22 protein-coding genes and 1 pseudogene are annotated in these 21292 nt (G+C 46.0%); 15 read left to right on the forward strand and 8 right to left on the reverse strand.

The genetic code is table 11. The features are described from left to right. The 9 genes from fabZ to NOG13_RS03010 all read left to right on the forward strand — a co-directional run bounded on the left by fabZ (nt 1) and on the right by NOG13_RS03010 (nt 6775). Nucleotides 1–447, forward strand: coding sequence for a 3-hydroxyacyl-ACP dehydratase FabZ (gene fabZ / locus NOG13_RS02970; RefSeq protein ID WP_283110801.1), 447 nt, complete (start codon nt 1–3; stop codon nt 445–447). Next, nucleotides 429–1769, forward strand: coding sequence for an acetyl-CoA carboxylase biotin carboxylase subunit (accC, locus tag NOG13_RS02975; RefSeq protein ID WP_283110802.1), 1341 nt, complete (start codon nt 429–431; stop codon nt 1767–1769). Before fabZ ends, accC begins: the two co-directional genes overlap by 19 nt. After that, entirely contained in the window at nt 1766–2635 is an 870-nt protein-coding gene (gene accD / locus NOG13_RS02980) for an acetyl-CoA carboxylase, carboxyltransferase subunit beta (RefSeq protein ID WP_283110803.1), read from the forward strand. Before accC ends, accD begins: the two co-directional genes overlap by 4 nt. Continuing rightward, nucleotides 2632–3411 (forward strand): acetyl-CoA carboxylase carboxyltransferase subunit alpha, encoded by a 780-nt coding sequence (locus NOG13_RS02985; RefSeq protein ID WP_283110804.1) that lies wholly within the window; start codon nt 2632–2634, stop codon nt 3409–3411. The genes accD and NOG13_RS02985 overlap by 4 nt, the downstream gene beginning before the upstream one ends. Before the next feature lie 278 nt (nt 3412–3689). Further along, nucleotides 3690–3842, forward strand: coding sequence for a hypothetical protein (locus tag NOG13_RS02990; RefSeq protein ID WP_283110805.1), 153 nt, complete (start codon nt 3690–3692; stop codon nt 3840–3842). Continuing rightward, nucleotides 3839–4708 (forward strand): GH25 family lysozyme, encoded by an 870-nt coding sequence (locus NOG13_RS02995; RefSeq protein WP_283110806.1) that lies wholly within the window; start codon nt 3839–3841, stop codon nt 4706–4708. The genes NOG13_RS02990 and NOG13_RS02995 overlap by 4 nt, the downstream gene beginning before the upstream one ends. 27 nt (nt 4709–4735) lie before the next feature. Next, entirely contained in the window at nt 4736–5014 is a 279-nt protein-coding gene (locus tag NOG13_RS03000) for a hypothetical protein (protein ID WP_283110807.1), read from the forward strand. A gap of 36 nt (nt 5015–5050) precedes the next feature. Next, nucleotides 5051–5299, forward strand: coding sequence for a phage holin family protein (locus NOG13_RS03005; protein ID WP_283110808.1), 249 nt, complete (start codon nt 5051–5053; stop codon nt 5297–5299). Nucleotides 5300–5818: 519 nt separating this feature from the next. Further along, entirely contained in the window at nt 5819–6775 is a 957-nt protein-coding gene (locus NOG13_RS03010; protein WP_283110809.1) for a 2-hydroxyacid dehydrogenase, read from the forward strand. Nucleotides 6776–6926: 151 nt separating this feature from the next. Here NOG13_RS03010 and NOG13_RS03015 read toward each other — a convergent pair whose 3' ends face one another. Further along, on the reverse strand, nt 6927–7784 hold the full coding sequence (locus tag NOG13_RS03015; protein WP_283110810.1) for a patatin-like phospholipase family protein: 858 nt from the start codon (nt 7782–7784) through the stop codon (nt 6927–6929). Nucleotides 7785–7982: 198 nt separating this feature from the next. On the opposite strand from NOG13_RS03015, the gene NOG13_RS03020 reads away from it, so the two are divergent. The 6 genes and pseudogenes from NOG13_RS03020 (at nt 7983) to NOG13_RS09490 (ending at nt 12901) form a co-directional block, all read left to right on the forward strand. Further along, nucleotides 7983–8819 (forward strand): EFR1 family ferrodoxin, encoded by an 837-nt coding sequence (locus NOG13_RS03020; RefSeq protein WP_283110811.1) that lies wholly within the window; start codon nt 7983–7985, stop codon nt 8817–8819. 69 nt (nt 8820–8888) lie between these two features. Further along, nucleotides 8889–9908 (forward strand): M42 family metallopeptidase, encoded by a 1020-nt coding sequence (locus tag NOG13_RS03025; protein ID WP_283110812.1) that lies wholly within the window; start codon nt 8889–8891, stop codon nt 9906–9908. A gap of 81 nt (nt 9909–9989) precedes the next feature. Beyond that, on the forward strand, nt 9990–10430 hold the full coding sequence (locus tag NOG13_RS03030) for a GNAT family N-acetyltransferase (RefSeq protein ID WP_283110813.1): 441 nt from the start codon (nt 9990–9992) through the stop codon (nt 10428–10430). 183 nt (nt 10431–10613) lie between these two features. Further along, complete coding sequence (locus NOG13_RS03035; protein WP_283110814.1) at nt 10614–11720, forward strand: uridine kinase family protein; 1107 nt, start codon at nt 10614–10616, stop codon at nt 11718–11720. A gap of 183 nt (nt 11721–11903) precedes the next feature. Next, nucleotides 11904–12392 (forward strand): annotated as a pseudogene (locus NOG13_RS09485) (LacI family DNA-binding transcriptional regulator); the annotation flags it as partial. A 119-nt stretch (nt 12393–12511) separates the two neighbouring features. After that, nucleotides 12512–12901 carry a LacI family DNA-binding transcriptional regulator gene (locus NOG13_RS09490; protein ID WP_428849324.1) on the forward strand — a complete coding sequence of 130 codons (390 nt, stop codon included), beginning with the start codon at nt 12512–12514 and terminating at the stop codon, nt 12899–12901. Nucleotides 12902–13054: 153 nt separating this feature from the next. Here NOG13_RS09490 and NOG13_RS03045 read toward each other — a convergent pair whose 3' ends face one another. The 7 genes from NOG13_RS03045 to NOG13_RS03075 form a co-directional block, all read right to left on the reverse strand. Beyond that, nucleotides 13055–14254 (reverse strand): ISL3 family transposase, encoded by a 1200-nt coding sequence (locus tag NOG13_RS03045; RefSeq protein ID WP_283110037.1) that lies wholly within the window; start codon nt 14252–14254, stop codon nt 13055–13057. A 919-nt stretch (nt 14255–15173) separates the two neighbouring features. Beyond that, nucleotides 15174–16196 carry a peptidoglycan DD-metalloendopeptidase family protein gene (locus tag NOG13_RS03050; protein ID WP_283110816.1) on the reverse strand — a complete coding sequence of 341 codons (1023 nt, stop codon included), beginning with the start codon at nt 16194–16196 and terminating at the stop codon, nt 15174–15176. Continuing rightward, on the reverse strand, nt 16189–17430 hold the full coding sequence (gene mobP2, locus NOG13_RS03055; protein WP_283110817.1) for a MobP2 family relaxase: 1242 nt from the start codon (nt 17428–17430) through the stop codon (nt 16189–16191). Before mobP2 ends, NOG13_RS03050 begins: the two co-directional genes overlap by 8 nt. Nucleotides 17431–17441: 11 nt before the next feature. Further along, on the reverse strand, nt 17442–17891 hold the full coding sequence (locus NOG13_RS03060) for a hypothetical protein (RefSeq protein ID WP_283110818.1): 450 nt from the start codon (nt 17889–17891) through the stop codon (nt 17442–17444). Continuing rightward, nucleotides 17863–18243 (reverse strand): hypothetical protein, encoded by a 381-nt coding sequence (locus NOG13_RS03065; protein WP_283110819.1) that lies wholly within the window; start codon nt 18241–18243, stop codon nt 17863–17865. The genes NOG13_RS03060 and NOG13_RS03065 overlap by 29 nt, the downstream gene beginning before the upstream one ends. A gap of 134 nt (nt 18244–18377) precedes the next feature. Next, complete coding sequence (locus NOG13_RS03070) at nt 18378–19370, reverse strand: hypothetical protein (protein WP_283110820.1); 993 nt, start codon at nt 19368–19370, stop codon at nt 18378–18380. Nucleotide 19371: 1 nt separating this feature from the next. Beyond that, the gene (locus tag NOG13_RS03075) at nt 19372–21279 is read right to left on the reverse strand and encodes a VirB4 family type IV secretion system protein (protein ID WP_283110821.1); all 1908 of its coding nucleotides are present in this window, start codon (nt 21277–21279) and stop codon (nt 19372–19374) included. Nucleotides 21280–21292: the final 13 nt, after the last annotated feature.

The following is a 21292-nucleotide window of genomic DNA, read 5'->3' on the forward strand; positions in this document are numbered from 1 at the left end:
ATGAATCGTGAAGAATTGATGAAAATATTGCCCCATAGGCCGCCCATGCTCTTAATTGACGAAGCGGAAAAAGGCGAGGATGGAAAGGCGCACGGGGTTTATACGGTGCGGGGCGACGAATGGTTCCTGCAGGGACATTTCCCGGGAATGCCGATTGTTCCCGGCGTAATACAATGTGAAATGATGGCGCAGACCTGTTGTGTCTTGCTGGATGCGGAACATGCAGGCGGCACACCGATGTTTGCAGGCCTTGACAAAGTTCGGTTTCGCAGGAATATTGTACCCGGAGACCGAATAGAAATGGTCTGTGAACTTGTCAAAAAGAAAGGACCATTCTTTTTTGCCAAAGGCTCCGGGTTTGTAAACGGGAAACTCTGTGTCAGCGGGGAGTTTTCGTTTGCCTTGGTTCAGACGGGGGGCGAGTTATCTTGTTCTCCAAAATCCTGATAGCCAATCGCGGCGAAATTGCCGTGCGGATTATCCGAGCCTGCCGGGAGATGGGTATCTCCACTGTTGCTGTTTATTCACAGGCGGATCGGGATGCGCTGCATGTCAGCCTTGCCGATGAATGTTACTGCATTGGTCCCGCACATGCAAAAGACAGCTATTTAAATATGAATGCCATTTTATCTGCAGCAATTGTAAGCGGCGCGCAGGCTATTCATCCGGGGTATGGGCTGCTTTCGGAAAATGCCGAGTTTGCTAAACTGTGTGCAGAGTACGGTATTACATTTATCGGGCCTTCCCCCGAAGTGCTTTCAAAGATGGGGGATAAGGACGAGGCCAAACGGACCATGCGTGCCGCTTCGGTACCTGTGATACCGGGTTCGGGATTGGTGCAAGAACCACAGGAAGCCAAGAAAGCGGCGGCTGAAATTGGATACCCCCTGCTGATAAAAGCCCGTGCGGGGGGCGGAGGACGTGGTATCCGCTTGATCCGGGAGGAAAGTGAATTTGACAAAGTCTTCTCTCAGGCTTCCGAAGAAGCAAAAAATGCGTTCGGCGACGGCGGCATGTATCTGGAAAAGTATATGACTAACGTTAAACATATCGAAATGCAGGTGTTGTGTGATACATTCGGCCATATCGTCTGTCTTGGGGAAAGAGACTGCTCCATGCAGCGGAAAAACCAGAAGGTAATGGAAGAAAGTCCTTCCCCGGCGGTAACGGCTATTCAAAGGTCAGAACTTTCCAGATTGTGCGAAAAGGCGATGCGCTCAGTTGGATATACGGGTGCCGGTACGGTTGAATTTTTGATGGACCGCGACGGTTTCTTTTATTTTATGGAGATGAATACCCGTCTTCAGGTAGAGCATCCGGTAACGGAAATGGTCACGGGGATTGACTTGGTAAAGTGGCAGATTAGAATCGCGGCCGGAATGCCGCTGGATTTTACCTCTGAGGATGTTTCTTTGCGGGGACATGCAATTGAATGCCGCATTAACGCTGAAAATCCGAAAGAAAATTTCCGGCCGGGATGCGGAAAAATTTCACTGATGCATATTCCGGGCGGGCCGTTTGTTCGGTTTGATACCGCACTGTACCCGGATTATGTGGTTCCGCCGTTTTACGATTCCATGATTGGCAAACTGATTGTTCATGCGAGAACAAGGGAAGAGGCAATCCGCAAAATGCAGGCCGCTTTGTGCGAACTTGTGATTGAAGGAGTGGATCATAACGGGGACTTTCTTCTGGAATTGCTGCAGGAGGACGCATTTCAGACCGGACGCTATACAACATCTTTTCTTGAACAGCGAGGGCGCGTATGATTCGCAGAGGTATTTTTAAACATCCAAAGAACGATTTGGAAGGCGAATATAAACGGGATCGCACACCCGGCCCCGCCGTTCCCGATGAAATGTGTGTCACCTGCTCTGCTTGCGGAAAGATGCTGTTTCGGGATGCGGTGATGGAAAACAGCTATGTTTGCCCGCGCTGCGGGGGGCATTTTCGCATTGGAGCAAGGTGCCGGATTGCGCTCATTGCCGATAAAGGCACGTTTCGAGAACAAAATGCGGATATTGTGTCTTCCAATATTCTAAATTTCCCGGGATATGACCAAAAGCTGAACCAAGCACGCAAAAAGGCAGGCGGGAACGATGAAGTTGTCTGCGGCGTCTGCCGAATCGGAGGTTTTCCCTGCTGTATCTTTGCCATGGAGCCTGCCTTTATGATGGGCAGTATGGGAACAGCAGTGGGTGAAAAAATCACTCGGCTTTTTGAATACGCAACAGAGCAGAGGCTGCCTGTCATCGGGTTCGCCGCTTCAGGCGGAGCCCGTATGCAGGAGGGAATTCTGTCACTCATGCAGATGGCCAAAACCAGCGGAGCCGTCCGCAGGCACAGTGATGCCGGACTGCTTTACATCGTAGTTTTAACCAACCCCACAACCGGCGGCGTCACAGCCAGTTTTGCCATGGAAGCCGATATCATTTTGGCGGAGCCCGGTGCGTTAATCGGTTTTGCGGGACCGAGGGTCATTGAGCAGACCATTCGGCGTAAATTGCCCCCGGGATTTCAACGGGCGGAGTTTCTGCTTGAAAAAGGTTTCGTTGATAAGATAACCAATCGGAAAACACAAAAACAATTGCTCGCCAGATTACTGGAGCTCCATGCGGGAGGTGCGTCAGTTTGAATGCCTATGAAAAGCTGCTTGCGGCAAGGGCGGATAACCGCGCAACCGCAAAGGATTACATCAGCAGGTTGTTTTTGGACTTTGTTGAACTGCACGGAGACCGGCGCTTTGGTGACGATAAAGCGATTATTGCGGGAATTGGACGCCTTGGCAGAATTCCCGTAACAGTCATCGGAATTGAAAAAGGGCACGGAACAAAAGAAAGAATTGCGCGGAATTTCGGGTCCGCTCATCCGGAAGGGTATCGAAAGGCTCTTCGGCAAATGAAACTTGCCGAAAAATTTGGCCGCCCCGTTATCTGCTTTGTGGATACATCCGGTGCATACTGCGGCATGGGCGCGGAGGAACGCGGGCAGGGTCAGGCTATTGCTGAAAATTTGATGGAGATGATGGGCCTTAAAGTTCCCATTATTTCAATATTGATAGGGGAAGGCGGAAGCGGCGGCGCACTAGCGCTGGCGGTTGCAGACGAGGTGTGGATGCTGGAAAACGCCGTGTATTCCGTCATTTCTCCGGAAGGATGCGCCAGTATCTTGTGGAAAGACCCCACACGAGTGGGGGATGCAGCAAAACATCTGAAGATTACGGCACAGGATTTACTTTCTATGCATGTGATTGACAGAATTGTACCGGAAGGCATAGGATTTGCCAAAATCTGTGCGTTTTTAAAAATCCAGCTTATCAACACTTTAAATAAAAACCGCGCACTTAGCACGGAAGAACTTTTAAATCGCAGATATGAAAGATTTCGCAGAATTGGATGCAACCGAAGCTGAAGGCGAGGGCATCCTTTTTTGTTTGGCATGCGTGAGGAGACGCTTTTTCAAACAGCGAATCAAAGCTGCCGAAAGCTATGAATTTCATAATGGATCCGGACAAATTTTTAGTCCGGGTCCAATTTTTTTGTTTTTATGAGCCTTCATAGGGCAAATTGAGCGCTGATGGAGCGGTTGTTTGAAAAGGAGGTGTGGTTATCTCAGTATGATTGTGGTACGCACGTTGAGTTGGCAACATATTGGTATATAGAGGGCTGTAAAGAAAGGAGAAATGAATTGTGACAGGCAAAAAATACGATAAATTTGCTGTGTTTCTTACCCCGGATATTGCTTTCAAACGGCAGGTGCGGGCGGAAAAAGTGACTCCTTTTGAAACTGCCCGGTTTCTCCTTGAAACAGGATTCTCAGCGAAAGGCGGGTGTCCGCATTGAGTGAAAAATGGATTGATGTTTCTGTCCACAACGGGGCAATTGATTGGGAGAAAGTGGCCGGTTCCGGTATCAAGGGCGCGATTGTGCGGGCCGGTTACGGAAAAAGCCTTTCGCAGATGGATGCACGATTTCGGGAGAACATCACCGGTGCCGCACGGGCGGGCCTTAAAACGGCCGTCTACTGGTTTTCCTATGCGGATTCCGAGGGGAATGCCCTGAAAGAATGGACGATCTGCAGGCAGGTGATTGAACCATACCGCCACATGATATCGTTTGTGGCGTATGACTATGAATATGATTCCGTTGACTACTATAAAAAGGTTCACGGCGATTCTCCGTCTAAAACGCTGATTAACAGCATGGCTAATACGTTTCTCAGCGCGGCAAAAGCGGACGGATTCAATGCCGTTTTGTATATGAACAATGACTACCGGAGGAATGTTTATACCGCAGAAACGGTTGCCTCTTGGTATATGTGGCTTGCGGACTATGCCGGTGAGCCGGACACAGATTGTGCCTTACAGCAAACTACAAGTTCGGGAAAAGTGCCCGGAATCTCCGGAAACGTGGACCTTAATACTGTGTTCCACGATTTTTCAACTGTTGACACAGCGGTGCAAATCGACACAACCATGGATGTTTCCCGATCACACGGCGGGTATTACACAATTAAGACCATCTGTCCGCAGCAAGTGTTCGTTACAGCCGGGACAGGCGGCGTTGTCACCGTTGTTCCGTTCCCTAAGCAGGGGAACGAACAACTGTTTGCATTGGTGGCTATCGGAACATCCGGAATGGAAACCGGAATTTACACTGCGGCGCCGGGTGAAAAACCTTTGAAGCGATTTGTTTACCATATAACGTAAGGTGGGATGACTTGAGGTGGGATGACTTTGTCAATACAAAATTGGATCGCTCTCATCAGCACGCTGGTGGCACTTCTCTCGCTGCTGGTTACACTGCTGCGCTCCATGAGATCCGAGGCGCGGCAGGACGGAAAAACCACAGAGGTCCTTCGTCAGGTTAATGATAAGCTGGAAAATATAGCGAAACAGGAGGCGGCCAACAGTGCCCGAATAGAGGCCATTGTAGAACGGGTTGTTGTTGTGGAGCAGTCTGCCAAACAAGCACATTTCCGCATTGATGAACTGCGGGATGAACTGCATAAATGAACAGCGGGGTTCTCCCGGCGGAAAGGAGGGGTTCTTATGGATTGGAAAACAAAACTGTCCTCGCGCAAATTCTGGGTTGCTCTTTCGGGCTTGGTAGTGGGTGTTATCGCACTGTTTAGTCCCGGCACGGACACTTCGCAGATTACCGGTGTGATTATGGCGCTCGGCTCAGTTGTGGCCTACATTGTGGGCGAAGGCATGGTTGATGCAGCCGCTACCGGTACAGCGAAAAATCCATCCCAAAAGGGTGAAGAAGAGTCCGGCAGCTCTAAACCGGCAGAGTAGCGAACAGGATATGTGTTTTACGCGGGTATTATAAAAAAGCCCTCCGGCATATGCGGGAGGGCTTTTTCTATAATAAAACGAGAGCGAAGAGATTATGAAATTGCAGAGCGATTCTGTCGGGGCATGTTTTGTTTTACTCTGTTGAGAAATTCTTCATAGGATTTGCTGCCGTTTAAAAGCCGCAGCTGGTCATCGTCCGGCAAAGACAAAAAATAGGCTTTCAGTTTTTCTTCTTCTTTACTTAACTTGGAGGGGAAAGGAAATTCATAGTATCGGGAGTAATCCATTGTGCATCACCTCAAGTTTATTTTGATAACAGCTAAAAAACATATGCATGATGCAGCAAGGAAAGAATTGACATCGCATAGCCCGAATGCTATGATACTTTCAGAAGTAAACAATCTGATTTTGCGGCGAAAACAGCTTGGTAGGAAACGTTGTGCCGCACAGATGCTGTATAACGAAAGAACCGCAGAGCAATGCGATCCTGAATACACAAATTTGAAAGGAGAGCCTGCAATGAAAATCAGTCTGCTGGAGCCTCTCGGTGTGCCGGAGAATGTGATTCGCGATTTGGCCGCTCCGCTGACCAAGGCGGGACATGAGTTTGTCTATTATGACACAAAAACCACCGATAAAAAGGAATTGGCCGAGCGTTCCAAAGATTCTGACATAGTCATGATTGCCAATAACCCTTATCCGGATGAAGTGGTGGAAGCGGCGGAGAAATTGAAAATGCTCGCGGTCGCATTTACGGGGATTGACCATGTGGGGCTTACCGCTTGTAAAAAGAAAGGCGTCACCGTCTGCAACTGCGCCGGCTATTCCAATGAAACCGTTGCGGAACTGGCGGTCGGGTTGGCAATTGGAGTTCTGCGCCACATTCGCAAAGCAGATGAAGCCGCTAGGACGGGCGGAACTTCCGCGGGCCTTACAGGGCGCGAAATCTGCGGACGCACGGTTGGTATTGTCGGTACAGGCCGCATTGGAATCCGTACGGCTCAGCTGTTTGGTGCGTTCGGTGCAAAGCTGCTAGGTTTTGCACGGCATGAATCACAGGAGGCAAAAGCCGCCGGAATCCGCTTTGTGGGCCTTGAGGAACTGCTGCGCAGCAGTGATATCGTATCGCTGCACCTTCCGCTGACGGATGAAACAAGAAAAATGTTCGGGGCAGAGCAGTTTGCACAGATGAAACCGGGAGCAATATTCCTCAACTGCGCACGCGGCGCGATTGTGGATAATCAAGCACTGGCAGAAGCCTTAAACAGCGGCAAAATTGCGGGTGCGGGCGTCGATGTGTTCGACATGGAACCGCCCATTCCGGAGGATTATCCGCTGCTGCACGCGAAGAACATTCTCCTTACGCCTCATGTGGCATTTGCTTCGGAGGAATCAATGCTGCGCCGAGCTGAAATTGAGTTTGACAATGTGGCAGCCTACCTTGCCGGTACCCCGAAAAATGTTTGTAAAATCTAAAATGTGATTTGCCACTGTTCGCCGTTCTAAGAGCAGCAAACTGACACAAAAATGACCGCCTGCTTTTTACAGCGGGCGGTTTCTGTTTATCAAATCTGTGATGATTGCTTATTCCGCATCAAACTTGCGGGTGTTCGGTATGTTAGGCATATCAGGCGGAGATGTTTTCCGCGGGATACAAAAATTCCGTGATAGCGCCGGCGTCCTCATATCCTTTGCGGTAGAGCTTGTCAATACACGTTTTTTTCTTTGTCAGCGTGTTCATACCGCAGCAGTCATCCGGTGCTATGATGAGGAGTTTTCCCTGTTTTTCGTATTTTTTCGCCAGAGCAACCCCGTCGTTGTAAGTTTGGTAACGCAGCATCAGACGTTCAGCGGCTTTTGGGTATCGATGCCGAAGCAGCCGCGCAAAAGGAGCATCTCTTTTTGCACTCCGAATAAAATCTTTCGGTTTAGTCAGAATCAGGACAACTTTGTCGCATCCGTCGTCAAACGCCTTTTGCACGGGAACAGGGTCGGCGATTCCGCCGTCGTAATACGGCACGCCGTCTACAAAATACGGTTTGCAGATGACGGGAATACTGGATGAGGCTTTCAGAATATGGTAGTTGTCTTGGGACATATCGCTTTTGTCAAAATAGGTGGTTTCTCCTGTCAGAGCGTTTAACGCAACAACTTTCATCGCACTGTGGGATTGCTGAATTGTTTTAAAGTCCAGCGGATTTTCTCCGTTCATACAGGAGAGAACGCCGTAGACATAATCCATATCGATATAGGAACCTGTGCGAATCAAATTGTGCAGGCTCATGTACTGCCTGCGGAAAGCGTACTCCGTATAGAATTTGTAGTTTCTGCCCTTTTGTTTTGATAAAAAGGACGCAATGTTGGCACTGCCTGCGGAAACGCCAATGCAGTAGTCAAATTCAATACCGCTGCCAAGGCATCGGTCAAAAACGCCGGCGCCGTAAATGCCGCGGAGCCCTCCGCCAACATCAACAACCCCAATCATGAAACGACACTTCCTTTGATTCATTCCGCCATTTTCCATTTCAGTATAGCACATTTAGAGAAATATACCAGTACTCTCCAATATGCGGAAAAGATTTTCCTAGGTTGATTTTTGTAAGTGGGAGGATTACTATTAGTTGAGGAGAAGCTGAAATTACCGGCTGCATGCGCCGTTTTATTTGACAGACAGGAGGAAAGCATGAAAATTCTTGTTGCATATTTCAGCGGTACCGGCAATACAGCATATTGTGCGAAATATATCAAAAATCATTTGCAGCAGGATGGAATACAAGTTAGGACTGCGTCCATTGAGCGTTTGCTCAACGATGATATCGCCCAATATGATACTGTGATTTTTGGGTTTCCTGTCTATGCCTGTGATGTTCCGGATATCATGAAACATTATCTCAGGCAGATACCTCCGGACAGCATGAGCACGGCATATTTATTTTGCACGGCGGGGGCGTATTCCGGCAATGCCCTGCATCGAGCGGCCGGACTTTTGAAAGCGGTGGGCTGCCGAGTAGCCGGGTGGGCGGATGTCACCATGCCCGGTTCGGATGCTTTGGCCTTTTTGCAGAAAGATTCTCCTGCGGCGAAAAAGCTGTGCAGCCGCGACTTTAGCCGGATAGAACCTCTTGACCGTCTGGTTGAAAAGATTCGGTCGGATATTGCCGATGGCGAGAAACATGCGCGGGAGATTCGGAATGCACGGATTCCCGTGAAATTGATCGGAACACTGGCGGACGGGGTAGTTCATCTTTGCTACGCCCCGCTTCGCAGGAGGATTATGGATAAATTCTACGCGGATGGCAACTGCATTCGCTGCGGATATTGCGAAAAGATATGTCCCGCAGACAATATAAAAGTAACGACCGAAGGCGTTCGATTTGGCGATACTTGCTTTCTGTGCATGAGGTGTGTTCATCAGTGCCCGAAAGAGGCCATTCAGATTGGACGCAAGACGATTGGAAAACTGCGTTGGAAAGGACCGGATGGCCGCTTCCGCCCACTCGGCACAGAGGAAGAACAGTAGCTTTTTGCACAGAACGGCCGGAAAGGCAATGATTAGAAATGGTTATAAAATCGACGAAGGAGAAAGAATATGGAATATATTTTGGAGCAACTAAAAAAATTGATGTCCATTGACAGTCCCAGTGGGTTTACCGGTGAAGTGACGCGGTACACCATGGAGCAATTTCAAAAATTGGGGTTTCAGCCGTACCTGACCAACAAGGGGTGTGTTGTGTGTGATTTGGGAGGAGAAGGAAATCCGCTGATTCTTTCTGCACACATTGACACGCTCGGCGGCATGGTGGCAGAAATTAAGAAAAACGGAAGACTCCGCATTACAAACATCGGCGGGCTCAATGCGAACAACTGCGAAACGGAAAATTGCAGAATCTATACCCGCTCCGGACAGGTGTTTGAAGGAACGCTCCAGATGAACGACCCATCGATACATGTTAATAAAAAATTTTCTGAGCAAAGCAGAACCTTTGAAGATATGGAAATTGTGTTGGATGAGGATGTGAAGTCCAAGCAGGATACGGAAGCACTTGGTATCCGCACGGGAGATTTTGTCTGCTTTGAACCGCGCACGGTTATCACCAAAAGCGGATATATCAAAAGCCGTTTTCTGGATGATAAGCTGTCCGTTGCAATTTTACTGGGGCTTGCGAAACGCATCTCCGAAAAAAAGATATCACTCAAGCGTAAGGTCTATGTGTTTATCACCGTGTATGAAGAGGTCGGCCACGGTGCTTGCGGTGCTCTGCCCGTGGATGCGAAGGAGATTATCAGCGTAGATATGGGCTGTGTGGGTGAGGGACTTGCCTGCACCGAGCGCATGGTGAGTATCTGCGTTAAAGATTCTCAAGGCCCGTATGATTACGATGTTACCACGGAGCTGATTCGCTGCGCAGAAAGCGCAAAACTCGATTTTGCAGTGGATGTTTACCCGCATTATGGCTCCGATGCCGATGCCGCACTGGCTGCGGGTTATGATTTGAAACACGGGCTGATTGGAGCCGGGGTATATGCCTCCCATGGATATGAGCGTTCCCATATCGACGGTGTGAACAACACGCTTAAATTACTTCAGCAGTATATCCGAAAAGACTGAATTAGTCGTCAACCGCAACTGTGCGCGGCTAGATGAGAAATACAACAGACATGGTGTAAGTGTATGCAGGATTATAACATAATGATTCGAAGAATCAGCCCTGATGACCGCGCGGAGTACATAAAAATGGCGAAGGACTTTTATTCGTCCGATGCTGTCTGCCACAGTGTTCCTCCGTGTCATTTTGAAGGCACGTTTACGGAATTGATGCGGTCACAGGAATATGCCGAAGCCTATGTGATGGAATACCGCAAAAGAATTGCCGGCTATGCGCTTTTGGCAAAGACTTTTTCACAGGAAGCCGGCGGAATGGTGGTTTGGATTGAGGAACTGTATGTGAAGCCGGAATATAGAGAGCATGGATTAGGACATGCGTTTTTCAAGTTTTTAAAAGAACATTTGCCGCAGAACACCAAACGTCTTCGGTTGGAAGTGGAAAGCAGCAATCAAAGGGCGGTTTCGCTGTACCGTCAGCTTGGGTTTCAGGATTTGGAATACCTCCAAATGTTTCGGGATATATGAAACTATCTTCCTATGAAGCAGCTGGATGATTTTATGCCCGGATGGAAACAGCTCCTATGGTCAGCTGATATTGTGTTGTAAAAAATAAATAAAAATTAGTTTTATATTTTCGCTTTAGTCGATAAAATTTCCGCCATATGCTATAATATAACGAGATTGCAGCAATACAATACGGAGGCTAGTATGGACGAGGAGCTTTTTGAGATTATTCTGCAGCACAGCAGGACATATCCCGAGATGGAGCCGGTCGATTATGTAAAGCTCCTGTATCAAAATGAGTTTGGATGCGCTCATTTTATCAATGACCCCGTTGATAGGATGGAGACCCTCTGGAACGAATACTATTCTCTGCCTGCTTGCAAACAGGAAACGGGGAGCGAGTTGTACATGGAGCCGATTGGAAACGGCCTATGCCGGATTTTTCTTACACCCGGACAAGAGATGAAAAGTTTTCTTCCGCTATTGAATCTGCTGTGTTCAGCCACAGCAAACTCGCATCTTGGCAGTCAAATTCGTTTTCGGCAGAAACTGGAACTTTTGCAAAACATGGCACAAAACGGACTGCTTTGTGCAGGTCAAGATGAAATAAAATCCTTTCTGGATGAATACATTCGTTTTGGCGGTGGGCCTGTTCATCACAGCCGCAAATATAAGGAAACATATAATCCCCACTATCGGGTTGTGAAGGCATCCTATTATGCCTATCTTCCTGTTTTCAAGGCAGTGATGAAGCTGTTGGAAACCCATAAGGGGAAAGAACCGGTGATTCTTGCCTTGGATGGCAGATGCGGCAGCGGAAAATCTTTTTTGGCAAATCTTTTGGCAGAGGTGTTCGGCTGCAGTGTCTTTCATATGGATGATTTTTATTTGCCGCTTCAGGACAGAAACGCCGACTGGATGTCACAGCCAGCGGGAAATATCGACCGAGCGCGCTTTTTAAAGGAAGTGCTTGTTCCGCTGAACAAAGGGGAAACGATTCAATATCGCCCTTATTCTTGCCGGAGCGGGGAAATGCTTCCGCCGCGGGCAGTGCAGCCCGGAAGATTTGCTGTTGTGGAGGGCAGTTATTCACTGCATCCGGATTTTAGAGTATTTTATGATTATCGTGTATTTCTGACTTGTTCGCCCAATGTGCAGCAGAGGAGAATTTTCCTGCGCGGCAACGGACAATCTCTGCACAATTTTTTGGAAACATGGATTCCGCTGGAAGAGCAGTATATTACGGCGATGAATGTGGTTGACATTTGTGACCTTACCTTGGATACGTCCGGATTTGCGGATTTTGTGTAATGGTATGGTTGCATTTTCCAATCTATAACTATTTTATCCCGATTCTTATGTTTTCTACATATTGTATGACGGTGTTTCGGGAGTTGTGCCGCATGTCCATAATTGACAGGATAGGTATTCTGTGATACAATGCAAACAGTTTCGAAAATTTCGTAAATATTTTTCAAATGGATGTGAAACGCGGTGGCCACTATAAAAGATATTGCTAATGAATTGCATTTGTCTATTAGCACGGTTTCTAAAGGACTCAGCGGTGCCAGCGACGTTAGCGACAAAACCCGCCAGCTGATTTTGGATACTGCGATGAAAATGGGCTATGTTCCAAAACAAAACCGTGCAGGCGCAGGTTTGAAGAAAATTTGCGTATTTATAGAAAATATGGGCTATGAACGGATTGAGCAGTTCGGTTACGATATCATTGTGGGTTTTAAATTGGAAGCGACCGCTAAAAAGTGGGACGTGTCCATTGTGCCGCTTGCCATGAATCAAGAATCCGAATACAATTATGATAATTATATGAAGGCAAATCATTACGCGGCCGGATTCTTGCTGGGCTTCACGCTGCATAATGATTTTATTGCCCAGATGCGCAAAACAGAAATCCCAACGGTTCTATTGGATAATGTTGTATATAATAAAAACGTTGCATGTGTTGGCGTTGATAACCAGCAGGGGATCTATTACGCTGTGGAGCATTTGGCTCGGTTAGGGCACAAGAATATCGCAATGCTTATAACGGGGAAATTATTAGCCGTGTTTCACAGGAGAGACTGGCTGGTTTTCGGCTTGGAATGGAAAAATGCGGCCTGCACGTGCGGGAGGAACTGGTGGCACACGGGGATTATATGGCTGACTGCGCGGGCAAGTTTGTCGGCCATTTTATTAAGGAAGGCGCTACGGCAATCGTTTGTGCAAGTGATTTGCTGGCGCACGGTGTCCTTCGTGAATTGTATCGAATGGGTTTGCGCGTTCCGGAAGATGTTAGTGTTACAGGATTTGATGATCTTCCGCTTGCTTCTTACACAACACCGACGCTAACTACGATTCGGCAGGATCGTCTGGCGATAGGTAAAAACGTCTGCATGGTGATGGAACAAATTATGAACGGCAATTATGTCAACAGGCTTCTGTTGATGCCGGAACTTGTGGTAAGAGAATCCACCGGCAAGCCAAAATTTTAACAGGTGGTTCTTTGTTATTTTGCTTCCCGAAACGGTTTTCCGTTTCGGCTTTTTTTTATGCAGAAAACTAACTTTTTTCCTTAGCAGAAAAGTATGAAGGCTCTATGTCAATAGTTGGGGTAACCCAAAATGGAAACACGGGATGGAGCGGCACTAAGCTGCTCCATTTTTCGTTGAAACATGGAACATGTGAAGAATGCGATTACGAAAGCGGGTAAAATTATGATAACCGTAGGCATTGCGTTTGAGTACCTTAATCTTGTTGTTAACCCCTTCGGTAAAACCATTGGTGTAAGGGCAATCAAACGAATTTAGAATACCTTTTGACCAGCGCACCATGGTATTTCCACAAGCAACAAATCTTGAAAGGCCACTGTTTTGTGCGGTCATAATCCAATGGGATAGCGCTGTCCGTGCGGACTGACTGTCGGAGGAATCAAGAACTTTGAAAAACTGTTCTTTAAGAGAGTAGGCTGTCAGCAAACGGCTGCTTGCATAAAGCATGATATTAACCTGTTGTTTTTGCTCCGGAGTGAGAAATTCATATCGTTTGTTCAGCAAGGTTCGAGAGCGCTTAAAGTAAATTCTTCGGGTCTTGCTAAACCTTTTCTGTTCTTCCTTGCGAATAGCTTCAAAAGCCCAAAATACCTGACGAATGTAATGATATTTGTCAATGACATAAATGGAATTTTTAAAATATGTCTGAGCAATACTAGCATATGTACTCCACATATCGCTGACAAAATACTTGGTTTGAGAACGGTCGATCCGGCTAAAATATTCTGTCAGCTTGTGGTTGTAACGAGCAGGAAGAATATCAAGGATTCGGTGCCGGACCGGATCGGTCAGAATGCATTGATATTTCTCATTGTTTGTATTGCCTTTAAACTCATCAATTGATACAACTTCGGGTAATTGCTGCGGCTTTCCATAGTTGATACAATCAAAAATCCGGATTATGGTTGAAACCGAAAGATTTACTTCTCGTGCTACACTGGTAAAGGAACGTACGTCGGAAAGCTTTGAAATGATATACGCGGCTAATCGATTTGTCATGCGGTGATATCTTGGCAGAAACGAGTTATGTTCAAAGAAACGCTTTCCGCAGGAAGAGCAGCGATACCGGCGCTTGCGGAGAATTAAACTGGTGTGTTTACCAAAAGCGGGAATGTCCTTTACCGTTTGACAACGGTAATCATGGACATAGCTGGTTTGATGTTCACAGCAAGGGCAAATATGCGGCTTTCTCGGCAACTCAATGAAAATTTCCGTTTTATCGGGTAATTGCCTCACATTTTTTACGATTACCCCTTTTAATCCAAGCAGTTTTTCGGTAGAATGAGTACAGAGCATATCGATGACCTCCAACATGGGATAGTGGTAATTTCCATTTTAAAGGTTTTTCATCGAATATGCTCTACTTTTTTTACTCTTTTTCTTAGGCTCTATTCGTTACACCCCAACATTTATTATAGAGCCTTTAAACCCTCATAACAAGAAAGCTCTTTGCCGAATAACGACAAAGGGCTTTCCTATGATGTAATGATTCAAACCGGCAATTTGTCACGCCGCTCGGTAGGCGTATTTTTCCTCGGTGCTTAACACGGTATTTATTATTTTATACGCTTAAGCTGTTATATGTCAAAAGTATTTTAAGAACAATATCAGCTACGAGGATGAATTACTGCAATGGGTACTAGAATACTAAGTCGGACAAAATGTCCGAGTTAAGCTCGTTCTCTCAGCGTTCCAGTTCATTGTCTTTCTCAGTGGCCTTGTCCTTTATGTCTTGTGTAAGTCGGACAAGAAAATCATTAAATGGTGTTTTTTCTGACAAACAATCCTGCTTTTTATGGCTTCTTTGTTTCTCATTAGGTTCGGGTCTGGAAAGTCTTTGTAAAAAGAATCTGCCACAAAGTAAAAATGACGTTCTTTCATTTCACACATCTTCTTAAAAAGCGAGGCCCTATCAAAAGATAGGGCCTCAAAATCTGAGCCTGGCAATTTATTTGAGCTCCGCATGCCAGTAAGCGGAGAAACATCTGAGCCTGGCGATTTATTTTGACTCCGCATGCCAGTAAGCGGAGAAACATTTGTCGAATCGGATATTTATTTGCCGTAGCTGGTAAGCTACAGTAGATAGCTTTTACTATCCACTGATATTATTATAGCATTGACCTCAATTATGTCAACAATTTTTTTGCAAAAATTGCTATTGTAGTGCAAATAAGAGAAATTTTTCTCTTGCTCATTAGCTCGTGACTTATTTCCTTTACTTCACCGTAATTCCTAGATATGCTGCTGGATCAACTCTATCCCCAGCGACCCGAACCTCAAAATGACAGTGATTTCCGGTGCTATCGCCAGTGCTGCCTACCAGGGCAATAACTTGTCCACGTTTTACGGTTTGTCCGGCGCTGACCAACAGCTTCGAGCAGTGGCCATACAGCGTAGTATATGTATCATCATGCTTTATGACGACCACATTTCCATAACCACCGTATGGAGCAGAACCATACTGAGCGTATGTTACTGTACCGGATTCAGCAGCGTATATTTTTGTGCCGTACTGAGCCGCAAAGTCGATTCCCTTGTGAAATTCATCACCGTCCCGACCCCATCCACGGGAGATAGTCCCAGCTTGAAGCGGCAGCCCAAATAGAGCGCCTGTGGGTATAACAGTATAGTAACGTAATACATGGCTTACATACTCAGGATCGCCGTAACCGCTCCATGCCATTGCCGCAGCCTTTATGGAAGAAAACTCAGCGGCGTTATCAGGTGAATATCCGCCGCGTTCTTGCGCCCATGCAATATAGCCGCCGCCAAAGTTGTATCCTTGAAGAGCGAGGCTGATTCCTGGAATATCGGATGGGGAAGTACACCCAGCGCTTTTTAGGCAACTTGCCAGGTATGCAATCCCGATATCGATGGAATACTCCGCATCCGTAATGCCTCCAGGCGTTTGTGGATACCGTGTATTCAGCGGACACTCACTGCACTGCATAGGATCACTTCCAACACCACCGCTTTCCTGCTGCATAACTGCCATCGCCAGAGCAACATAATCGGATATTCCATACTTAGCACAGGCCGTACTTATCTCGTCTTGATAAGCTAGAACATTTTCCGACAACCCACCGGATCCTATGCTATCAGAATTATAATTTGTAGCTGCTGTCGCACTGTCTGATAATGCGCTGGCGAAGGTAACAGAAATAATAATTGCAATTAGCAATACGAATATTATTGGCAAGAGGCATACTACTATTTTTGCAATAACCTTTTTACGCACGGTCTACCGTCTCCTGTTCGTGTTCAATCTCGCGCTGCAACTCCAGGTATGCAACCTGATTTTTAATGTGGCCATATTCTTTTTTCAGCGCTTTTTTGAGATTGTATATTACGCTGGAGCTTCTGCTCGGTATCACTTTTTCTTTATCCGTGTTTTTCTCTTTCGGTTGGATGGTTTTATCAAATTCCCGTAATTCCCGAAGCAGAGCGTTACCCATACGGGTATAGAGATCATCGATTTTTGTTTTGGCGTAGTTCTTATACAGCTCTTGTTTTCCTGTGCCGTAGACGCTTTTCAGAAATTCCTCCTGATTTGCAAGCTCCTTCTTCAATTCTTCAAAGTCACTTCGGTGGTACATGGCTATGTATGTCCGGGTAAAGTTATCAATTTCAGGCCGGATATAGCTGAGGGCATTCATCTTGTATTTCCAGAGTTGTTTATCTTCAGGAACAGGAAGCCGCCGGTAAATATTCAAGAATAGACCGCGCAGCTGTTCGTCACGGTAAGAATTACGGTTACGCTTTTCCGCAACAATTCTGTTCCGAATGATGTCATTGATTTTTGTCAGTTCCGGGGAACGATCGACAATGTTGTTGACGATTTTAGACTTTGCTTTAGCGAATGTTTGTGGCTTCATATTGCCTTTGAACTGTTCCATTTTTATTTTGTTTCCGTGTTCATCCGTCATAGTAAATTCTTTGCGCTTGCGCGTCGGAACCGGTTCGACAATTGCAATATGAACATGAATGTTATCTGTGTTGTAGTGGATTGCCGCGCTCCAGATGGCGGAGCCATCCATGTTCTCACTTTTCAAGACTTCCTGCATTGCACGGCGAGTTACTTCGCGTATCTTATCTTCGTCAAGTGTTTCTGTTTCACGGTCAAATAACCCGTTTTTTTCTAGAAATTCATCTGTGAAACTGATTACTTGCTGCCACATGGGGCTGTCATTTCTCTGTGCTTTTTGGAACTGTTGTTTCAGCTCTTTTTTTTCTTCAATTGTTAGTTGGTCTTTTGTTGCCGTAAATAAGGATGAAGTGTGATCCGACCATGAGTCGAATTGATGCTGCTTTTTCGGGTCGTCCATATAGTCGGCATACACGGAGTACAGGGGATAGGCATCGTTCCGGACAGCTTCCGACCGGTCAATGTAATTGATATATTCCGCATACTTTTTCTCAGAGAATACATACTTTGATGTAAACACAACTCCGGGAGTTACTTTGTCCGGCAAGGCTGCTCACCTCACTCCATAATCAATTCATCTGGAATAATTTCCGGTGTCTTGTTCGCTTTTTTTGCTTCCCGGTCGAGCTTTTTTTCCCGGAAGTTTTGGATGCGTTCTTTTTCGATTTCTCTTGCTCTTTGGAGCTGCGGAGTATCCTCCGTAATGAGTGATGTCAGCTCCTGATATCCGAGTAGAGTATTCAGGAGCATGATAATGATGTCGCTGTTCCGGTCAGCATTGTTGACGCCGAGACGGATTCGAGTCAGCTTATCGTCCAACAGTTCGGCTACCCTTCTTGCAATATGTTGAATGACAACTTCTGTTGTATCAATATCATTCCGGTGGCGATGCTCGTCAACGATAGAAGCGATTGCGGCTGTCAAGGTTGGCAGATGATGTTCATCTTTGTACTTCTGAATATAGTCGAGTGTAGATTCATCATAATACAGATTTTTGCGTGTCTTCATTGTCCTCACTCTCCAAATATCTTAATAACCTTTCCTCGATATGACTGTTTTGCTGAATCACTTGCAGGCATTGTTTGATTACGGTTTCATACTGACTCTGATAACTTTTGAACTCCTCCAGTGCAGCATAGTTGTTTATCAACGATGCGAGAAATTGATTACGAGAGATATTCTGTTTCTTTGCAAGCTCGTCAATTTTCTTGACTGCCGCCGGGTCAATACCGCGAACCATTATGTTCATGTTTTCACCCTGTTTCGTTCTTTTTTCATTAGGTGGCCCCACACGGGGATTGACGGTTTTACCCCGAAAGGGGGCGGCGCTGCGGCGCGCCCTCTTAGGGGTAAAGAGCATAAGGGGATTCTGCTATCACTTGCGTGATAGGTCAGGCAAAGCCTGACGAATCGGTGATATCATAGACTGAGGGAAATGTGCATATTTTGGTGCATAGAATGTGCATGATTGGTGCATAGTTTTTGTCCCTCTTTTTAATCGACTATCACTTTCTCCGATGAACTAACAGCCGATTTTGGTGATGCAGAAGATGTTGAATCTAATGTAGATTTTGCAACACCTGTGCCTGCGTCTTGATACTTGCCATTCTTTGTGTCGTTCCATTTTTGTTTGAGTTTTTGAATCTTCAGCTCATAATTTTTTATATCTGACTGGAATTGAGCAATGTTATTTTTAAGATTATTTATCTGTGTCTTTTTGGATTGAATGGTATCATTCGATTGCTTCACCTCATCCGCAGTTTGGTATTTCTGATTTTCAGTTAGTACAGAAATATCAGACGTCAACTGCTGAATGGATAGATTGGCCGAAGCAATTTTTTTGTTCGTCTGAGAGATATTCGCTTGCACTGCTGCAATCTCATTATCAATAGATTCCAACGAGTAGTACAATGTCGATTGCGATTTCAGGGAAGTGTTACGGACAACTTTTCGAGCATCACAAAGGAAGTTTGCACCCTGTTGATTGAATTCTTCCGTTGGACTGTTGTTGTCGATAATGAGGTCTGAATCTGTCTGAATTACATCGACGGTCTGTTCTTGCTGACTGTCAATCCACAATGATACAACATTCCAATTCTGCGGGAGATTTTGGATTTGAATCACAAGATAACCATTGTGCTCATAGGCGACCGTGACATTCAAAGCTTTTGATTTGTTTATATCGGTATGAGCTGTCGGTAAGAATTTTACGTTCTGGTAATCGTCTGAATTCGGATAAGTGAATGCAGCCTCCATGAAATGTGTGGAAGGGTTATACTGCCAGCTTTGCAGACACAAGCCAATACCTTCGGTTGTGCTGATAGTTGTTCCAATAGGAGTGTTTTGGATTGGAACATCACTCGGCAACCACATTTTACTTGTTAAACACACTGCCAGCAGGATGGTAGTAGTCGATAGAAAAATCCGATAAGTGAAATTGATATTTTCAATCATCCGCTTCTTCAGCCATTTAATTTTAGCGGTCACATCAGGCACCACCTTTGAACAGAGCTTTTTCGCTTTCCGTAATCTGAATATAAGTGTGGAGAATATCTTCGCCGGTCGAAAGGAAACATTCGCCCTGCCCGAATTTCGGTATTTGCTTCAGCTGAGATTCTGTTAACTGGTCGCCAAAGATGGAGCGCAACAACTCCTTACAGTTTGCCTCCTGCTGCATGATGAATTTGTACTGTGTAAGCTCAAACAGCGTTTTCAAACGCTCCACAGCTTCACTGTCCGCATTCTCCGGAGCAAAGTCACGGATGGACTGGCTTGCCAGAGTGAGGCCCGTAAAATATTTTCTGCCTTCACGGACAATACCAATCATGTAATCTAGGGCAAGTGGATTCTTTGTGTTGATGAACTTATGCGCTTCATCCACCAGCAGTAGCAGTTTCGGAATCTGAAACACCGGTGTACCAGATTCAAACATCTGCTTACTCGGAACGCCGATTCGAATCATATCGTCAAACATTAATGACATGACATTGAACAGCAGCGCATTGAATATTTCCGCTTTAAAAGTGCTGATATTTTGCACATTGTAAACGATAATTTGTTTTCCGGACAGGTCGGGGATAGATGTTTTTCCGTTAAACATTTTTCCGTAACTGTGTACCAGATTGGTTAACACAAGTTCAATATTTTCGAGGCGCCGCCATTTGGTAGGGGAGAGGTTTCGATTGACCTTGCCCTGCTCATAATCTTCATACAGATCGCTCCGGATCAACTGCAAAAGATCATCAAACGTTGGATATACTTCAGGAGGCAACCCAGTAATCTTTTGGTGCTCAGTTGAATTGCTGAGCCAGAGCCCTTTGACTTCATACAGTTTCCGGACGTATTCCTCAAACTCATTTCGTTCTGCTTCATCCGCAGATGGACATAAATATTTATACAGTGAATTCATTTTTGACAGATGATTTGCAAAGCTGATTGCTTCATCCTCCGCCGTGCGGAAAACTTCCAAATAATTGATAATACCGGAGCTGCCATCCAGCGTAATAATTGTCCCGCCCAGACTTTGAGCGAGAGACGTGAATTCGCCTGTGACATCAAGAAGCCGAATGTGGTTGCCGATGATACCGTTGTTTTTGAACATGAGTTTCATCAGCGTCGATTTGCCGCTTCCTTTTTTACCGATAATCAGTGCATCATAGGAAAGGCGAACATTGGTCTTTTTAAATTGGTCGAAGATAATATTTCCGTGTGTAGAAGATACTCCAATAGGAAAGCCGAAGGCATCGTCCAACTGTTCAAAGTTGAACGGATAGCCTCCGGCCAGAGATACGGCGGGAAGCGGATTCCCAACTCGTTTGTTGCGTTCCATAATCTGTTTGTGATAAGGCTGGAAAAGCGATTTATACATACAATCAGTCTCATTTAGGAACACGGCACATCTGAAATCCTCGCTTTCCAGGACATCAATTATTTCTCCGACGCGGGCATCGACTTCCTGCTTTGTCCTTCCCGCAACAAAGAGTCGACACTGAATCAGCTTAATTACTTCACCCTGGGTTTTGACAGCCGTGAGCATATCTTTCAGCAGCTTGTAATTCTGTTCTGCTTCTATCCGTGTGCCGTCATCCTTTGCGCTTTCGTAGCGTACCTCCAGTTCGTTTAGGGAATGAATGATGTCGTCCTGTGCGTCAATGGTGTTTTCCGTGGCGATATCAAGGACGGAGTAAACTCCATCGATGTTCATCAGCCTTGACAGCCAGAAATCACCCGCCTGTCCCGGATAGGAATATACCATAATGCAGGATACATATCCGTCACCGGTTTTGATATAACGCTCATCGTTAAGCTTCAAATTTCCCTGTGGCTGAATCTTGGAAATCAGTACAGGGTTGAAAAGCTCTTTTTCGGTTTTTTCCTTCCTTTTAGTCAGTCCCATTACAATCCTGCCT

Origin of the sequence: Thermocaproicibacter melissae, assembly GCF_024498295.1 — a bacterium.
In the GTDB taxonomy this organism is placed as follows: Bacteria; Bacillota; Clostridia; order Oscillospirales; family Acutalibacteraceae; genus Thermocaproicibacter; species Thermocaproicibacter melissae.

Excerpts from the sequence above, each read along its gene's own strand:
- NOG13_RS09490 (WP_428849324.1), top strand. The coding sequence starts at position 12,512 with ATGGAAAAATGCGGCCTGCACGTGCGGGAGGAACTGGTGGCACACGGG.
- NOG13_RS03005 (WP_283110808.1), top strand. The coding sequence starts at position 5,051 with ATGGATTGGAAAACAAAACTGTCCTCGCGCAAATTCTGGGTTGCTCTT.
- NOG13_RS03035 (WP_283110814.1), top strand. The coding sequence starts at position 10,614 with ATGGACGAGGAGCTTTTTGAGATTATTCTGCAGCACAGCAGGACATAT.
- NOG13_RS03075 (WP_283110821.1), bottom strand. The coding sequence starts at position 21,279 with ATGGGACTGACTAAAAGGAAGGAAAAAACCGAAAAAGAGCTTTTCAAC.
- accD (WP_283110803.1), top strand. The coding sequence starts at position 1,766 with ATGATTCGCAGAGGTATTTTTAAACATCCAAAGAACGATTTGGAAGGC.
- NOG13_RS03030 (WP_283110813.1), top strand. The coding sequence starts at position 9,990 with ATGATTCGAAGAATCAGCCCTGATGACCGCGCGGAGTACATAAAAATG.
- NOG13_RS03065 (WP_283110819.1), bottom strand. The coding sequence starts at position 18,243 with ATGCTCTTTACCCCTAAGAGGGCGCGCCGCAGCGCCGCCCCCTTTCGG.
- fabZ (WP_283110801.1), top strand. The coding sequence starts at position 1 with ATGAATCGTGAAGAATTGATGAAAATATTGCCCCATAGGCCGCCCATG.
- NOG13_RS03060 (WP_283110818.1), bottom strand. The coding sequence starts at position 17,891 with ATGAAGACACGCAAAAATCTGTATTATGATGAATCTACACTCGACTAT.
- NOG13_RS03015 (WP_283110810.1), bottom strand. The coding sequence starts at position 7,784 with ATGATTGGGGTTGTTGATGTTGGCGGAGGGCTCCGCGGCATTTACGGC.
- NOG13_RS03020 (WP_283110811.1), top strand. The coding sequence starts at position 7,983 with ATGAAAATTCTTGTTGCATATTTCAGCGGTACCGGCAATACAGCATAT.
- NOG13_RS03045 (WP_283110037.1), bottom strand. The coding sequence starts at position 14,254 with ATGCTCTGTACTCATTCTACCGAAAAACTGCTTGGATTAAAAGGGGTA.
- NOG13_RS03025 (WP_283110812.1), top strand. The coding sequence starts at position 8,889 with ATGGAATATATTTTGGAGCAACTAAAAAAATTGATGTCCATTGACAGT.
- NOG13_RS03010 (WP_283110809.1), top strand. The coding sequence starts at position 5,819 with ATGAAAATCAGTCTGCTGGAGCCTCTCGGTGTGCCGGAGAATGTGATT.